Annotated in this window: 14 protein-coding genes; 3 read left to right on the top strand and 11 right to left on the bottom strand. The window is 42.7% G+C overall.

From position 1 onward, the window contains the following. Positions 1-62: 62 nt before the first annotated feature. The 4 genes from OCV56_RS01210 to OCV56_RS01195 all read right to left on the bottom strand — a co-directional run bounded on the left by OCV56_RS01210 (position 63) and on the right by OCV56_RS01195 (position 4,599). Complete coding sequence (locus tag OCV56_RS01210; protein ID WP_086716262.1) at positions 63-1,541, bottom strand: sensor domain-containing diguanylate cyclase; 1,479 nt, start codon at positions 1,539-1,541, stop codon at positions 63-65. A gap of 253 nt (positions 1,542-1,794) precedes the next feature. Then, positions 1,795-2,352 (bottom strand): VC2662 family protein, encoded by a 558-nt coding sequence (locus OCV56_RS01205; RefSeq protein WP_017068001.1) that lies wholly within the window; start codon positions 2,350-2,352, stop codon positions 1,795-1,797. Between the two features lie 258 nt (positions 2,353-2,610). Continuing rightward, complete coding sequence (groL, locus tag OCV56_RS01200; RefSeq protein ID WP_086716260.1) at positions 2,611-4,257, bottom strand: chaperonin GroEL; 1,647 nt, start codon at positions 4,255-4,257, stop codon at positions 2,611-2,613. A 51-nt stretch (positions 4,258-4,308) separates the two neighbouring features. Then, complete coding sequence (locus OCV56_RS01195; protein WP_004741353.1) at positions 4,309-4,599, bottom strand: co-chaperone GroES; 291 nt, start codon at positions 4,597-4,599, stop codon at positions 4,309-4,311. A gap of 291 nt (positions 4,600-4,890) precedes the next feature. On the opposite strand from OCV56_RS01195, the gene OCV56_RS01190 reads away from it, so the two are divergent. From OCV56_RS01190 to OCV56_RS01180, 3 genes are all read left to right on the top strand, one after another. Continuing rightward, a protein-coding gene (locus OCV56_RS01190) for an IS3 family transposase (RefSeq protein WP_261901416.1) occupies positions 4,891-6,062 on the top strand; the annotation gives its coding sequence in 2 pieces (ribosomal slippage) (positions 4,891-5,173 and positions 5,173-6,062; 1,173 coding nt in all). Positions 6,063-6,183: 121 nt separating this feature from the next. Then, positions 6,184-7,539, top strand: coding sequence for an MATE family efflux transporter (locus OCV56_RS01185; RefSeq protein ID WP_086711896.1), 1,356 nt, complete (start codon positions 6,184-6,186; stop codon positions 7,537-7,539). 38 nt (positions 7,540-7,577) lie between these two features. Then, positions 7,578-8,060 carry a methylated-DNA--[protein]-cysteine S-methyltransferase gene (locus tag OCV56_RS01180; protein WP_086711895.1) on the top strand — a complete coding sequence of 161 codons (483 nt, stop codon included), beginning with the start codon at positions 7,578-7,580 and terminating at the stop codon, positions 8,058-8,060. Positions 8,061-8,247: 187 nt separating this feature from the next. Here the strand turns inward: OCV56_RS01180 and gpmM are convergent, their stop codons facing one another. The 7 genes from gpmM to OCV56_RS01145 all read right to left on the bottom strand — a co-directional run bounded on the left by gpmM (position 8,248) and on the right by OCV56_RS01145 (position 17,056). Next, positions 8,248-9,780: a 2,3-bisphosphoglycerate-independent phosphoglycerate mutase gene (gpmM, locus tag OCV56_RS01175; RefSeq protein WP_086711893.1), complete on the bottom strand. Its 1,533-nt coding sequence runs from the start codon at positions 9,778-9,780 to the stop codon at positions 8,248-8,250. Positions 9,781-10,036: 256 nt separating this feature from the next. After that, on the bottom strand, positions 10,037-10,930 hold the full coding sequence (galU, locus tag OCV56_RS01170) for a UTP--glucose-1-phosphate uridylyltransferase GalU (protein ID WP_086711890.1): 894 nt from the start codon (positions 10,928-10,930) through the stop codon (positions 10,037-10,039). 74 nt (positions 10,931-11,004) lie between these two features. Continuing rightward, positions 11,005-12,936, bottom strand: a complete 1,932-nt coding sequence (locus OCV56_RS01165; RefSeq protein WP_086711888.1) for a polysaccharide biosynthesis protein — start codon at positions 12,934-12,936, stop codon at positions 11,005-11,007. A 320-nt stretch (positions 12,937-13,256) separates the two neighbouring features. Beyond that, entirely contained in the window at positions 13,257-14,423 is a 1,167-nt protein-coding gene (locus OCV56_RS01160) for a nucleotide sugar dehydrogenase (protein ID WP_086711886.1), read from the bottom strand. A gap of 60 nt (positions 14,424-14,483) precedes the next feature. Next, positions 14,484-15,032, bottom strand: coding sequence for a sugar transferase (locus OCV56_RS01155; RefSeq protein WP_086711884.1), 549 nt, complete (start codon positions 15,030-15,032; stop codon positions 14,484-14,486). A 6-nt stretch (positions 15,033-15,038) separates the two neighbouring features. Beyond that, on the bottom strand, positions 15,039-15,959 hold the full coding sequence (locus OCV56_RS01150) for an NAD-dependent epimerase/dehydratase family protein (protein WP_086711883.1): 921 nt from the start codon (positions 15,957-15,959) through the stop codon (positions 15,039-15,041). Further along, positions 15,953-17,056: a glycosyltransferase family 4 protein gene (locus OCV56_RS01145; RefSeq protein ID WP_086711881.1), complete on the bottom strand. Its 1,104-nt coding sequence runs from the start codon at positions 17,054-17,056 to the stop codon at positions 15,953-15,955. Before OCV56_RS01145 ends, OCV56_RS01150 begins: the two co-directional genes overlap by 7 nt. Positions 17,057-17,570 lie beyond the last annotated feature (514 nt).

The raw sequence follows: 17,570 nt of genomic DNA, 5'->3' as shown, positions 1-17,570 counted from the left end.
ATTCTTAGAGACAAAAAAGAAGCCTAGTCAAACGACTAGGCTTTGAGTTTTTACGAAAGCGCTTAATACACCTGAATACACACCTGATTCTTACCCGCAGCCTTTGCCTTATAGAGCTGCTGATCAGACGAACGAATACTCTGGTTTTTCCATAAGTGCCCGACACTATCGAACTTGTACAGAGAATAAAGCGTCGCGCCACCAGATACCGAGACACTAATCTTATCCCCCGTAGGACATCGATAACTTTGTAGGCTGATGTCGTTTTGAATGCGCTCAAAGATAGACGAAAGCAGCTCAGAGGATTCCCCTGTAATCGCCACAACAAACTCTTCACCACCAAATCGTGCCACGATATCTTGCTGTCTAACGCTGTTCAGCATCAACTGAGCTACGTGGCAAATCACATCGTCCCCCACTTTGTGACCATGCTGATCATTAACAACTTTGAAATCATCAATATCAAACACGCCAACACCAATAATCGGCTCTTCATCCTGCGCCAATAATCGAGCTTCAAAACCGCGTCGATTCAGCAAACCGGTCAGTGGATCGCGCATTGCTAAGTCATTTAAACGCAGGTGCTCTTGCCTGGTATAGAAGCGCCATAGCCATAACACCGAGAGAAGATACAAAATCAATAGTATTGAAAGCTGAATCTTCTCCATCTCCAATACATGCAGAAAGTGCTCGCTCTTATCTTCTTCAATACTCAGATACAACTGGGTGTTAATGTCACCAACATACAGAGGCTTGGAATAGGTAAAGTCCATAAACCCGTATTTGTTTGCGCCTCGAGTACTTGTGACTTTATAGCCATGGGTAGGGTTCGATACGAGGTTGGAGACATATCCATCGACACCCAATATCCCTTTGAACTCACCATTGACGTAGATCCCCTTTGTTAAGGTCACCACTTTTTTTCCGGTAAGGTAGTCATCATATTGCCCGGTATACACAACTTGCTCTTTGCCCTGAGAGAGGCCAAAGCGAATCGTATTCACCCAATAAGGACGGCTATTCACAACCGAATCAAAGGTGTCGCCCTTAATATAACTGGCAAAGTCAGAAGGCGAAGAGATGATGAACTTCTCTTTTGAAATAAAGTAAATCGCAGAGATGGTATCAATGGTATTGGCAAAATAAGCCATAGTCGGTGCAATGAACAGCCGCTTGCCCGCTTCAGTATAAAGGTCCGATTTAGGGTCGCACATCTCACGAGGACCAGAGAACATAAAATCAAAACGAGGGGCATGTTGCTCTTCACTAGTAAAGTAGCACGTCTCACCCTCAACCTTTTTGTCATGTGAGAATACGTAGGTATCCCCATGCAGTGGGTAGAGGGCGGTGATGTTGTACTCAAGCGCATTAATGATCTGTGTGAGCTCCGCTAAGGAACGGGTCACGCCTTGGTTTTCAATTCCATACTGTTTATCTGATTCTTCCGCTGAATCAACGAGCAACAAGCTCAAAACTACTAAAAAACTGGCGGTCAGGCCTAATAAAGCCCTTTTAAAATCGACGGTATGGTGGTTAATCAAAGCATATAAATCATCACTGGAAATTTATCGCACACTGTACTTATAAATAAGAACATCGCAACAATAAATATAAAACAACATGCTTATTGGGTATTCGAAGAGTTTATAGTGGAATGGAATCGAACCTAATGACGCCTAAACAAGGGTTTAGGCGTTGATAGGCTTAGCCTTTAAAAACTAATTCGTAACTAAAAGCCAATGTGCTAACTAAACGTTACTCGCCAATAGCAGAACCAAAGGCTAAACGACCGCTTTATTTAGCAAAGTTTACAATCGGGAAGCACGGGAAGAAACCGTTATCAGCACAGTTGATCAAGCCAACTTGCACGCCTTCGATTTTGTTGGTTTTGTTGAAGATACCAACCTGAACCGTAGACACTTCTGAAAGGTTCGCTGCGCCAACATCAACCATAGTGTTACCTTCTGAGTAGTTTACGAAACTCACGTTCGCGCCTTTTACATCATTGGTAATGTTCACAGCACCAAGGTTAACACCGGTTGTTTTACCCGTGTTCCAGTTGAAGAAGCCTAGAGATGCACCAGTCATTTCTTGGTTCACTTTTGATGCACCAAAAATACCAAGGTTTACACCTGTGGTGGTTTGTGTTTCTGACATACCAACAACGGCAAGATCGACACCTTTAAGGTCGTTTACTTGTCCGTGAAGCAGAGCCAAGCGCACACCGCCAACCGCATCTGAATCAGGTGCATTGAAGCCGTTAATCGTTGAAAACATAACAGGCGAAGAAGCGAATGCCGCTGGTGCCATTACCGCTGCCGACACAGCTAATACCGAAAGTAGTTTTTTCATTGGGGGAGTCTCCACTGACTTATTGTTCACTTGATTAATCCATTTCAATCAAGCATTTATTATCCTTCATTCAACAGCTACTCATGTTAGATCAATGTCATAACTGTACTGTTGAATATAAGACGCTAAATCATAAAGAGCAATGGTTAAGAGCAGATGCGGGATTCGAGTGACGAGATACGAAAAACAAAAACGGAGACCGAAGTCTCCGCTTTAAAGCTTATGTATGGCTTTCTCTGCTATAGAGAAAGGGGATGATTACATCATGCCGCCCATGCCACCCATACCACCCATGCCGCCCATATCAGGCATTGCAGGTGCTGAATCTTGAGGCTTGTCTGTCACCATCGCTTCTGTTGTGATCATAAGACCAGCAACTGATGCTGCGAACTGAAGTGCGCTGCGAGTTACCTTAGTTGGATCTAGGATACCCATTGCAATCATGTCGCCGTATTCGCCAGTAGCCGCGTTGTAACCGTAGTTACCTTCGCCAGCACGAACGTTGTTAGCAACCACTGATTCTTCATCACCTGCGTTCTTAGTGATTTGACGGATAGGTGCTTCCATTGCACGTAGTGCAACACGGATACCTACGTTTTGCTCTTCGTTGTCGCCTTCAAGGCCAGCAACTTTAGATGCAGCGCGGATAAGTGCAACACCACCACCAGCAACCACACCTTCTTCAACAGCAGCGCGAGTCGCGTGAAGTGCGTCTTCTACGCGGTCTTTCTTCTCTTTCATCTCAACTTCAGTCGCAGCGCCCACTTTGATTACTGCAACACCGCCAGCTAGTTTCGCTACGCGCTCTTGAAGTTTTTCTTTGTCGTAGTCTGAAGTTGCGTCTTCGATTTGTTGACGGATTTGAGAAACACGACCTTGGATCATCACTTCTTCACCCGCACCATCAATGATGGTTGAGTTTTCTTTAGTGATAGTAATACGCTTAGCTTGACCTAGGTCTTCTAGCGTTACTTTCTCAAGGTCTAGGCCGATCTCTTCAGAGATAACCGTACCACCCGTTAAGATAGCGATGTCTTGCAGCATCGCTTTACGACGGTCACCGAAACCAGGCGCTTTAACAGCAGCCACTTTCACGATGCCACGCATGTTGTTCACAACTAGAGTCGCTAGCGCTTCGCCTTCTACATCTTCAGCGATGATTAGAAGTGGACGAGATGCCTTAGCAACCGCTTCTAGAGTCGGAAGAAGTTCACGGATGTTTGATACTTTCTTGTCGATAAGAAGGATGAATGGGCTTTCTAGATCAACAGAACCTGCTTCTTGGTTGTTGATGAAGTAAGGAGATAGGTAACCGCGGTCGAACTGCATACCTTCTACTACGTCTAGCTCGTCTTGCAGAGCCTGACCTTCTTCAACTGTGATAACGCCATCACGGCCTACTTTTTCCATCGCTTCAGCAATGATGTTACCGACTGTCGCGTCAGAGTTTGCAGAGATAGTACCTACTTGCGCGATAGCTTTAGTATCTGCACATGGAACAGAAAGACCTTTTAGCTCTTCAACTGCTGCGATAACCGCTTTGTCGATGCCACGCTTAAGATCCATTGGGTTCATACCAGCAGCAACGGCTTTTAAGCCTTCAGTGATGATAGCTTGAGCAAGAACTGTCGCTGTCGTTGTTCCGTCGCCCGCTGCGTCATTCGCTTGCGAAGCCACTTCTTTAACCATTTGTGCGCCCATGTTTTGGAACTTGTCTTCAAGTTCGATTTCACGTGCAACAGAAACACCATCTTTAGTGATCGTTGGTGCGCCAAATGATTTGTCTAGAACAACGTTACGGCCTTTAGGGCCTAGCGTTACTTTTACCGCGTCAGCCAGAACGTTTACACCTTCTAGCATTTTAATACGTGCGTCGTTACCAAATTTAACGTCTTTAGCAGCCATCTTTATTTCCTTTAAATTCTTTATTCAGTCAGTTCAGGTTTATGGGTCGGATTACTCAACGATCGCCATGATGTCGTTTTCAGACATGATCAGAACTTCTTTGCCGTCGATTTTTTCAGACTTAGTGCCGTAGCCTTCAGCGAAGATAACAGTGTCGCCAACTTTAACGTCCAATGGTTGTACTGAACCGTTTTCTAGAATGCGGCCTTTGCCAACAGCTAGAATTACACCGCGAGTTGATTTTTCAGCGGCAGAACCAGTTAGAACGATGCCACCAGCAGATTTAGATTCAACTTCTTGGCGCTCAACGATAACTCGGTCGTGTAGAGGACGGATATTCATCGGTCAGATCTCCTGATAATTTCCATTTAATTTGATAGTTGCCACGATTGGCATGGGGTTAAAGAGTATGTTGGGGCGATGCGGAAGATCCCAAGGGGTGAAAGAGAAAAATTGTGATCCAAAGAGCAGATACGAGATTCGAGTAAGCGAGTGGCGAAGAGCTTAAAGGTAGATGCGGGTAAACGAGTAACGAAGAACGGAAGACAAAAGAATCGCCTTATTTTGTTTTTGCCTTTCGCATCCTGATGTGACCCCATAAAAGTAGACACTTAATACAGAGCATTGAGTGTCATGAAAGTAAAATCACAAAGACAATATACAGACGAATTTAAACGAGAAGCTGTTCAGCGATCTCTCGATTCTTCTGACACCGTTAAGTCAGTAGCACTATCCTTAGGAATATCGCCGGTGCTACTTTCGAAATGGAGATCTCAAATGACGTCGAAGAAGATTAATTCCCTCCCAATACCTAATCAAGGCCCCGAGAAATCCGTTGCTCAATTGGAAAGAGAGAACCGTCAATTGAAGAAGAAACTAGAGATGGCGGAGCTGGAGAATGATTTCTTAAAGGAAGCGAAGGCTTTCTTCGACAGCCAAAAAGAATAAGGTTCGAGTACATTCTAAAGAAAACCTGTGTGAAGCTTCCTGTTATTCGGTTATGTCGATGGTTAGACGTTTCTACAGCGGGTTACTACAAGTGGCTCACGAGACAACCCTCGAAACGAGAGACAGAAAATGAGTCCTTAAGTAACTACTTGAGGAGAGAAAGCAAAGCTCAGCACTGTATTCCTGGTTATCGAAAGCTTTGGGAAGCAGCAGTCGCTAACGGCTTTATTTGTAATAAAAAGCGAGTACAGAGGCTTCTACAGAATATGGGCTATCGCTCTTGCGTGAGTAAGAAGCGATATGGACGAGCGCCAAGACAAAATACACTTATACCTGCCTATAACATTCTTGCCCGTCAATTTAAGGTGGATAAACCCGATCGAGTTTGGGTGTCAGATATAACTCAGGTGCGCTGTACTGATGGTTGGCAATACCTGTGCGTTGTCTTAGATTTGTTTTCACGCAAAGTGATTGGTTGGTCGACAAGTCGCATTAATAACGCAAAGTTAGTGCTAAGAAGCCTGAATAAGGCTTGGGAACAAAGGCAGCCCTTAGGTCATGAGCTTTTGTTTCACTCCGATCAAGGTATACAGTATCGAGCGTTGGAGACGATCCGTTGGCACCGTAAACGAAAGATTAAAGTCAGCATGTCGAGAAAAGGAAACTGTTGGGATAACGCTTGTTCCGAAAGCTTCTTTGCGCAATATAAGAAAGAGTGGATGAACAAATTAGATCAGCTTTCACGACAAGAAATGACGATGCAGAGTCGAATTTATATCGATACCTATTATAATCCAGTAAGAAGACATGGGACTCTAGGTGGAGTGAGTCCCATGGAGTTTGAACTAATCAACTAAACCCCTGTGTCTACTTTTTAGGGGCCATATCATCCCGAATCTCGTTTACTCGCATCTGCTTTTCTTCCCTTCCCGACCACATCTGTTTATCCTACGCTTTTGGATTCTATCGGCGTTTTACATGCAAGATAAGCACGGGCTCTTAACCGCCCCAATTGAAAGTACATTGCGTACCATGACCATACCGACCATATTCGGTATGGTGGCGATCTTGATGTTTAACCTTGTTGATACCTTCTTTATCTCATTACTGGGTACGCAAGCCCTTGCTGCGGTTAGCTTTACCTTCCCTGTCACCTTTGCCATCAACTGCATCACTATGGGGATTGGCATCGGCCTTTCTACTTGTATTGGAAGATTACTTGGTCAAGGCTGCTCACAAAACGCAGCTCGCTTTACTTGTCACGGTTTATTACTTGCGGTCCTTCTTGTTGGTTTTACATCAACTCTGGGGCTTGTAACGCTTGAACCCATGTTTGCCTTGTTGGGAGCAGAGCCAGAGTTACTGCCACTTATATCTGAATACATGACAGTCTGGTATTTAGCTATTCCACTGCTTGTTATTCCAATGGCAGGCAACAGCGCAATACGAGCCAGTGGCGATACTAAAACCCCCGCAAAGATCATGATGTTGGCAGGCCTAATTAACGGCATTCTCGATCCGCTGCTGATCTTCGGTTACGGGCCTTTTCCTGAGCTAGGGATTCAAGGAGCAGCCATTGCAAGTGGTTTCAGTTGGTTTGGTGCGTTATGTGGCTCACTGTATGTGTTAACCATACGAGAAAAGCTGCTTGCTCCACCCAAACTAAAAAACATCATCGATGACTGGAAACAAATCTTAGCCATTGGAACGCCAGCTGCACTCTCCAATGCGCTAAACCCACTCGCGGGTGCCATCATTATGATGATGCTGGCCAATCAAGGAACCGAAGCCGTGGCGGCTTATGGCGCAGCTCAGCGTATTGAATCGATTCTTATCATTGTGTTGATGTCTCTGACCTCTGCTCTCACGCCTTTCATGGCGCAGAACTTTGGCGCAAACAACCCTCAACGCAGCTTTAAGGCGCTGTTTCTAAGCATGCGCTTTGCCGTGATGTTCCAAGGTTTAATTTTCTTAATGATGGTGCCATTAAGCATTCCTTTAGCCGCCCTGTTCTCTCAAGAAGAGTCCGTGCGTGGCATCTTGTGGCATTACCTGTTAGTCGTACCATTTAGCTATGGATTCCAAGGTATTATCATGATGCTAATCAGTGCCATGAATGCGATGCATCAACCACTCAAAGCCTTCCAATGGAGCTTCATGCGCTTGTTTGTATTCACATTGCCTTTCGCTTGGATAGGCAGCGAAATTGACGATGTCGAAGGGTTGTTTATTGGCTTAGCCTTGGGGAACATTATGGGTGGTATTTCAGGGTATTGCTTTGCGCTTCGTGTGAGGGCTAAAGCAGATGCGAGTGCGGGATGCGAAAGGAATTAAGATCTTAACAGTAGAAAAGACGAGAGAAGGAAGATTGCATGGAAGACACCACTTACAAAATGCTTTATGACGCTCCGATTGGCAAGATGATCATTATTAGTGATGGTGTGTCGATTATTGAAATTGACCATATAAATCACCAAGAGCTAATGACTAGCAATCCAGATGAGCTTTGCCAACTGGCGACGAAACAGTTAGATGAGTACTTCGCAGGTCAACGAACAGAGTTCGATTTGCCATTAAGAGCGATAAAAGGCACTGACTTTCAAAAAGCAGCTTGGCAGGCTTTAACGACCATTCCTTATGGCGAAACCATCAGCTACGGCGAGCAAGCAAAGAGAATGGATAACCCAAAAGCAGTAAGAGCGGTAGGTGGTGCGAATGGAAAGAATCCATTTAGTATTGTTGTACCCTGCCATCGAGTGATTGGGGCGAATGGAACATTAACTGGTTACACCGGCGGCATGAACCGCAAAGAGTGGTTGTTGGATTTTGAGCGATCAGTTTTGAAAGCGAGATGAGAGTCACGAAATTCGGCATGTAAAAAGAAACTGGGCATTCTCTTCCTGTTTTTAGCTTTACCGCTTTTTGTCACTTGAGAACCCAAATCCCGCTTACTCGTATCTCGCATCTATACTCAAATTCTAGATACAAAAAAACGGCTACACTCGCGCGCAGCCGTTCTAGTACTCGATGAAAGTTAAGTGATTACTTAACGATCACATCGCCTGACATCTCAGCAGGGATTGCGATACCAGATAGAGAAAGCATTGTTGGTGCTAAGTCAGACAGTTTACCGCCTTCTTTGAACTCAACGTCTTTGTTACCTACGTAGATAAGTGGCACTGGTAGGTTAGTGTGCGCAGTGTGGATGCCGCCCGTTTCTGGGTTTACCATCATTTCCGCGTTACCGTGGTCTGCAGTGATAAGCAGTTGGCCATCGGCTTCTTTAATAGCTTCAACCACTTTACCAAGACATTCATCTAGCGACTCTACGGCTTTAACCGCTGCATCGTAAACGCCAGTGTGGCCAACCATGTCACAGTTAGGGAAGTTACAAACGATAGCGTCGTATTTGCCGCCTTTGATTGCTGCAACTAGCTTTTCAGTTAGCTCTGGCGCGCTCATTTCTGGCTGTAGATCGTAAGTTGCTACCTTTGGAGAAGCAACAAGTTGACGCTCTTCGCCTTCGAACTCATCTTCGATACCGCCATTGAAGAAGAAAGTAACGTGTGCGTATTTCTCTGTTTCAGAGATTCGTAGCTGTGTTTTACCTTCCTTCGATAGCCATTCACCGTAGGTGTTCTCTAGAGAAGCTGGTGGGAATGCACATAGAAGTGGGATGTCAGCAGCGTATTGAGTCAGCATCACGAAATCGATCGCTGGGAATACGTTACGAGCAAAACCGTCGAATTCAGGCACGAATGCACGTGTAATTTCACGAGCACGGTCAGCACGGTAGTTCATGAAGATAACTGCATCGCCATCCACTATAGCTGCAGACTCTTCGCCTTCTGCTTTGATTTCCGTCGCTTTAACGAACTCATCGTTTTCGTCACGAGCATAAGCCGCTTCTAGGCCAGCCACTGCTGTGTCGAATGTGAACTCTGCTTTTGCTTGAGTCAGCAGGTCGTAAGATTCTTGAACGCGATCCCAGTTGTTATCACGGTCCATTGCGTAATAACGACCAATAAGCGAAGCAACACGACCTTTACCTAGCTTAGCGAACAACTCTTGGAAGCGTGCCAACGTGTTTTCTGCACTACGTGGCGGCGTATCACGACCGTCTAGGAAAGCGTGTAGGTAGATTTTCTCTGCGCCACGCTCTGCTGCCATTTCAACAGCTGCATAGATGTGATCTTCATGAGAGTGAACGCCACCTGGAGACATAAGACCCATGATGTGAACCGCTTTCTCAGCTTTTACTGCTTTGTCGATAGCGTTCACTAGCGTTTCAGTTTGGCCAAACTCGCCGTCTGAAATTGACTTAGTAATACGAGTAAGATCTTGGTATACAACGCGACCCGCACCGATGTTGGTGTGGCCTACTTCAGAGTTACCCATTTGACCATCTGGTAGGCCTACATCTAAGCCAGAAGCAGAGATTAGCGTATTAGGTTGGTTAGCAATAAGACCGTCTAATACAGGTGTATTAGCGTTCGCGATAGCGTTGTCTTGGTTGTCTTCACGGTAACCGTAACCGTCAAGGATCACTAGAGCCATTGGCTTCTTAGCTGACATAGGACTGACCTCGTTCAATTCAAAATAAATCGGTATAAAAACAAATTAGCGTAATTTTACTACAGTTTACAGTCAAAACTGTAGTGGAAGATCAAGAAAGGTCGCAGGTAGGAGGATCGGATGTGAAAAAAAATGTCATTTGATATGTAATTGTGGATCATAAGAATAGTGATTTAAATTGAATACTAGTAAATAAAAAGGTCTAGATATAAAAATACCTAGACCTTCAAATATAAAACAACGAAATAAAATCTCTTTAAACCACTTCGACTTCTTTTTCTTCGACGACTTTCACGGTTGGCTTTTTAGCTAGCTCTGCACTTGGCGCTTTTTTATAGAAGGTTTCAAAACAATGGTTAGTTGCTTCGATGTACCCTTCAACGCTACCACAATCAAAACGTTGACCTTTAAACTTGTACGCAAGAACACAGCCTGAGTTTGCTTGTTTTAGTAATGCATCGGTAATTTGGATTTCACCACCTTTACCCGGCTCTGTTTGTTCAATCAGCTCAAAGATATCAGGAGTAAGGATATAACGACCAATGATCGCTAAATTACTTGGTGCAGTGCCAGGTTCAGGTTTTTCAACCATATCATCGATACGGAAGATATCATCTTTGATCATCTCTCCAGAAATCACACCATATTTGTGCGTTTCTGATTCTGGTACTTCTTGCACTGCGACAATTGAGCAGCGGAACTGTTTGTACAATTCAACCATTTGCGCCAAAACGCCCTGCTGCTCGTTAACACACAAATCATCAGCCAATACTACTGCAAATGGTTCATCACCAACAAGTTCACGCCCCGTCAAAATAGCGTGACCTAACCCTTTCATCTCACGCTGGCGAATATAGGTGTAACTTGCAGAATCAATCAAACCACGGATATCATCCAACAAAGACTCTTTGCTGGTACCCATGATTTGATGTTCAAGTTCATAGTTCTTATCAAAGTGATCCATCAACGAGTGTTTACCACGGCCTGTTACGATACACATGTCGCTCATGCCGGCTTGGATCGCTTCTTCTACTCCATACTCAATGAGCGGTTTGTTCACCACTGGCATCATTTCTTTTGGCATAGATTTGGTAGCAGGAAGGAAACGAGTTCCGTAGCCTGCTGCGGGGAAAAGACATTTTTTGATCATAATTATTCTTCAATTACTGACGTTATAAATAAAATAGAACAGGGGTTTACTAGTTAACTAATAATGCCCTGTTATTATTCAACCAATTCTTTTTGCAACAGGGCGGCATTCCAAACCAAATCACCAATCCCATCCGTTGGCGAAAATCCGGTCGGCGCATCAAGAAGTAGCCTACGAATAGCTTCATGTTCTAGGTTGTGACAAGCAAAGTCTAAGGATTCAAGTAGCGTGTCATACTCATCAATCGGCAAGAACACTTCTTGCGCCGTCATGATCCGTTCGTGAGCGGTACGCGCGACATTATCGCCAATCAATAACTCTTCATAGAGTTTTTCTCCTGGGCGTAAGCCGGAAAATTGAATCTCAATATCACCGTGTTGATTCTCTTCATTCTTAACGGAGAGGCCGGATAGCTTAATAAGGTTTTCCGCAAGGTCGGTAATTTTTACGGATTCTCCCATATCCAACACGAACACATCACCGCCTTTACCCATCGCGCCGGCTTGAATCACCAATTGGGCAGCTTCTGGGATGGTCATAAAGAAGCGAGTAATGTCAGGGTGGGTAACCGTTAATGGACCGCCCGCTTTTATCTGCTTCTTAAACAGCGGAATCACGGAGCCTGAAGAACCTAAAACATTGCCAAAGCGAACCATACAAAAACGAGTACCATTCTCTTTTTGGTTTTCTTGCTGCGCTAAGGCTTGTAAGCCTAATTCCGCCATACGCTTGGTGGTGCCCATCACGTTAGTAGGGCGTACCGCTTTGTCTGTCGAGATTAGTACAAAAGATTCGACACCGGCCTCAATAGCGGCTTTAGCCGTATAGTAAGTGCCGTAAACATTATTACGCACGCCTTCCACTACGTTGTACTCCACAAGAGGGACATGTTTATAAGCTGCAGCGTGATAAACTGTTTGTACACCAAAAGACTGCATTGAGGTCAATAAGCGATGTGAGCGTTGAACTGAGCCCAATAACGGTACAATCTCAGTATCATAACCTTTGGTTTCTTTCAACTGGGAAAGCTCGCGATCAATTTGGTATAAGCCAAACTCAGAAACTTCAAAAAGCACCAAGGTTTTAGGTTGTTGCTTTAGAATTTGACGACACAGCTCTGAACCAATAGAACCACCAGCACCGGTCACCATCACCACTTTATCTTTGATGTTAGCTTCCATTAAAACTTGCTGAGGCGCAACCGCATCGCGACCTAACAAATCTTCAATAGGTACATCGGTCAGTTCATCAATTTTTGCTTTGCCAGACACAATATCCGCCATGTCTGGTACCGTTTGGATTTCAACAGGTAACGGCGCTAACAAGTCCAGAACTTGCTTACGACGTGCACGAGAAGCACTTGGTATCGCGAGTAATATTTTGGAAATATCATATTTATCAATCAAGGCTTGAGTTTTACCTAAACCGACAACAGGTAGCCCCAAAATAACAGTGTTAGTGAGGGTTCTATCGTCATCAATAAATGCACGTATACGATAGCTTTCAGAGGCGCGAAGCGCAACTGCGAGCTGTCGACCACCAGAGCCAGCCCCATAAATCAACACTTCTTGACGTGAGTCTTTCGAAGGTGACGTAGTGACAACAAGGTTACGAATTACAAGACGAGAGCCACCACACAATAGCGCTAAGTAAGCGCCATAGATAATAGGGACGGTACGAGGGATTGGCTCTTGCAGATAATAAGCAAAGACTGCCAATGCTAGCGCCGACAACACGGCACCAGCTGTCACCACAAACAGTGCCTGAAAAGTAAGGTAGCGCAGAACGGCGCGATAAAGTCCTATCTTTGTAAAAATGATGACAGTTGTAACTACTGTTAAGCCAGCCAGTAATAAATTATCACCATCATTCAAAAGTTGAAAATTACCGAGTCTTGTCCACAATGCAATATGCAGAGCAAAGAGAATAAGGAAAGTATCAATCGTGACACTGATTACCCGCTTTTGTAGGCGAGACAACTGCCATATAAAATTTAGACGTTGCATAAATCTATTCTTATTTGTTGGTATTTATGTGTACCAGGAGGATGTTAAAAGAGTATATCTAAGTGAAGTTCATTCACAGACAAAGCCAGTCCATGATTAAAGTATCTTACCACGCTGCAAGCTTACTTATAGTGAACAAATGCCCCAACAGTCTCAAACAGGAACCTATTGAGGCATTTTAGTGATACTTCAAAAAAGGATTTTAAGCGACCATTCAACTCTCGCCTGAGTTGGTAATATCGTAAGGTAATGATTAATTGACCAGAGTTAGGCTTCAAGAATGTCCCTCCTCCCAATGGGTCGCACACCATTAATAAAAATTAATCAGAACCAAACAAGTCACGCGTATAAACTTTGTCTGCAGCATCTCTAATTTCATCAACCATTCGGTTTGATACAATTACATCGCAGCTTTCTTTAAATTCCTGCAGATCGCGTATGACTTTTGAATGGAAAAACTCATCGTCTTTCAAAACAGGCTCATACACTACCACTTCCACACCTTTTGCTTTGATACGCTTCATCACTCCTTGGATACTCGATGCTCGGAAGTTATCTGATCCAGACTTCATGATAAGACGGTAGATACCAACACGTTTTGGCCTCTTGCTTAAAATTGACTCTGCAACAAAATCTTTCCGAGTACGGTTCGCATCTACAATTGCACCAATGATTTCATTAGGAACATCTTGGTAGTTCGCTCGCAGTTGTTTAGTATCCTTTGGTAGGCAGTAACCACCATAACCAAATGAAGGGTTGTTATAGTGAGAACCAATACGCGGGTCTAAGCTCACCCCTTCAATAATTTGGCGAGAATCTAATCCATGTGATTCAGCATAAGTATCTAACTCATTGAAATAAGATACACGCAGTGCCAAGTAAGTATTAGAAAATAGCTTTACCGCTTCGGCTTCTGTTGAGTCCGTAAACAGGACATCAATATATTGTTTCTGTGCCCCTTCAACCAACAAGTCAGCAAATATCTTAGCTCTTTCACTACGTTCACCCACGATAATACGTGAAGGATATAAGTTGTCGTAAAGCGCCTTACCTTCACGCAAGAACTCAGGAGAAAACAGTAAATTATCACACCCCAGTTCTTCTTTAATACGTGCAGTGTAACCCACAGGCACGGTAGATTTGATCACCATAACTGCATTTGGGTTGATCGCCATTACATCTTTAATTACAGACTCGACCGAAGAGGTATTAAAGTAGTTAGTTTCAACATCATAATCGGTCGGTGTTGCGATGATAACGTACTCTGCATTTGAATAAGCTAAACGCTTATCTAGTGTTGCCGTGAAGCTTAAAGGTTTATTCGCCAAAAAGTCTTCAATCTCAGCATCGATAATAGGAGATTGTTTATCGTTAAGTAGTTTAACTTTCTTTTCGACTATGTCGACTGCGATAACGTCATGATGTTGTGCCAACAACATCGCATTTGATAAGCCTACATAGCCTGTACCGGCAATTGCAATTTTCATAAATAGCCAAACATGTTCATAATTTAAAATAAATAAAAAGATAAAGTTCTATGATATCTTTTACTTAACTGCGTCACCAGAACCACTACCTGTAGCGGTCATCAGAATATACTTAAAGTAATCTTTCAAAGTCAGCGTATCTATCATTTTTTTATCCGTCTTTGCCAGTAGCTCTGGTGTAGACATGTCGATATTTTGTACTTGCGCCAGACCAGTAATCCCTGGTAATACATCATAAACGCCGAGTACATCACGCTCTTTAATCAACTTTTCTTGATTGAACAAGTTTGGACGCGGGCCAACTAGGCTCATTTCACCTTTAACGACGTTGATAAGCTGTGGTAGTTCATCAATCTTAGTCTTGCGTAAAAATGCACCTAGCTTAGTAATCGAGGCATTACTAGCTAAGTGACTAGCCACAGATTTTGTTTCCACCGACATAGTACGAAATTTGATGAGTTTGAATGGCTTTTTATTGCGCCCAACTCGCTCTTGAACAAAAATTGGAGCCCCGGTATCAGAAAAGCCTAAAATAGTGACTATAAGAAACAAAGGCCAAAGGAGAAGCAAACCGAAGAAAGCCGTGAGAAAATCTAGTGTTCGTATCATATTGGTCTATTTTCCCGAGTTGCGTAACGATGACATAACCTGCTTCATCGTAAATGGAGGTGTCCAGTCGAGGGTTTCTCTTAAGTTTGAGGAGTCGACCCGAAGATCACCGAATAGTTGATCTATAACGGTAGATTTTCCGGCCATCTTCCCTAGAAAATGCATAATAAACTTCGGTATTGGGAGTTGGATAACCCTCTTACCTAAGCCGTCAGCTATTGCATTGGTTAACTCTTTGATTGAAACGGGGTCATTATCACTAGCTAGAAATGTATGGCCAGCTGCTTTCGGGTGACTTGTACAAACAACAAGTAAATCTGCCAAATTAGGTAGTGAAATAAAATCCCTTTGATTTCTAGCTAAACCAAATGGCAAAATTGGAAATCTATGAATAAATTTAGTTAACATACCGAAATTACCAGGAGCATTTAGACCATACACTAATGGCGGTCGAACAATCACAATTTCCAAACCGGTTTCATCTGAAATTTTCTTAAGCCCAACCTCAGCTTCATATTTGGATCTTGCATAGTGGCTATGAGGACTAGGCTTTGAAGCAACAGTAAACTTATTGTTCTTAGTTGTACTACCATTTACGCCGATAGAGCTAACAAATACAAACCGTTTGACGCCTGCATGTGCAGCCGCCAGCGCTAGGTTCAATGTACCACGTGTATTTATCTCATCGTAAGTAGTATTAAGTTCGTCATGCTTATGGGCGACTGCTGCCAAATGCAATACACAATCAACACCACTAAAAGCCCCACTCCAATTTGTTTTACTATCTAGTTTATCGATAGAGTATGACTCCTGACATCCTATTACGCTAGATTGCCCTCTTTTAACAACCTTAACGCTGTTAGGATTAAGAATGGATAATATTTCTCGGCCTAAAAAACCAGATGAACCTGTTAAAAGTATCAAAATTTTTCCTCGTAAACGTCAAACGTCCTACTCAACATCAAATTAACATCAAAGTTACTGTTAAAGGATTTTAATGACTCTTCACCATGTTCTAAAATTTTATTACCATTTTCGATATAATAGTTAATGGCTTCAGTAATACTTTTCTGTTCAGAAACTAAAAAGCCATTCACCCCATCTGAAATCAACTCAGAAACACCTCCAACATTAGAGGCTATAACGGGCATTTCCAGTGCCATCGCTTCTATTATTGTTAAAGGTAAGCCTTCCCAGTTGGATATTAATAAGAAAAGGTCTGACTCAACGAGCTTTTTATTAACTTCAGTAGAAAATCCTGAAAAATTAATATTATTTTCTAAACCTAGAGATTTGACCAATTGCTTACAAGAACTGATGCTTGGTCCATCACCGATAAAGTCTAGAGTCCAGTTATCTCCAAGTAACCCTGATAGAGATTGAATGAGTAACTCTTGATTTTTTTGCTTGTCAAACCTTGCGACCATTACCATATTCAACTTGCCATTTTTAAAATAGCTTTCTCTTTTTAGTTCAGGCCTAGGAACTCCGTTGTGAATTGGAACAATATATTCACAACGAGGGAATTTATGCTTCTTTGCCAAACTAAGGTCATAATGAGAAACTGTGATTATACGATCCGATAAAAACATCATAGCTTTCTCGACATTCAGAAATAAGAACTTCTTAATACCGACGATCCCATTAGTAAAGGGCCAACCATGAACAGTATATATTGTTCTTATTTTATTTATTTTTCCCGAGACTCTCGATACAAGACCTGCTTTGGCTGAGTGTGCATGTATTAAGTCTGGCTTATACTCCAATAATAAATGATTGATCTCTCTAATCGCTAGGATGTCATATAACACATTCATTGGCCTAACCAAATAATCTAACGACACGACATCAATCCCCTTATCAACTAATTGTTGATAAAAAAGTCCCTTACCTCCAATTGCGACTTTAACTGTATAGCCTTTCTTTAAACATGCACGAACCAGTTCAAACATATGAACTCCCGCACCTCCGATCACGTCAGAGCGGGTTAATACAAATAGTATTTTTTTGTTTTCAACAACCATAAGAAACCTAAATTAAAATCTAACAAACACGAGAATTTTGAAAACAGCAAGCTAAGGAATTTGGACTTTAGCGTCTAAATAGCCTATAATGACAAAGATAGACACTACGTATTCATACGACTCTTCTAACAACCTCCTCTAATTTCACATACCAATTACAGCACCGTCAGTTCTTAAAAAAGGGAAAGTAAGTGTTTTAAAAATTCCGCTTATCAATAACACAAATATCACCTAAATAAACATAGATTCTTTACTCATATGGTAAAAATTAACAACCAAATTATCACTCTATGAGTAATCATCAATATATAAATTATACATAATGTCGAGTCGCTGAGGGTTGAGCAACTGAACATAATAATTAATTTTCAAGATTTGCTACCAATTTCAACTTATGCGGAGAGCTATTAAACATAGAATAATTATTGAATTAAGCAAATCGATTCTAATCAGCAATCACTCTGTAAAATAAATATTAACTTATTCTTTTAGATGGTAATAATTTTCAATCCAA

The sequence above is a fragment of the Vibrio gigantis genome (assembly GCF_024347515.1).
In the GTDB taxonomy this organism is placed as follows: domain Bacteria; phylum Pseudomonadota; class Gammaproteobacteria; order Enterobacterales; family Vibrionaceae; genus Vibrio; species Vibrio gigantis.
This window is presented reverse-complemented; position numbering and strand designations above follow the sequence as displayed.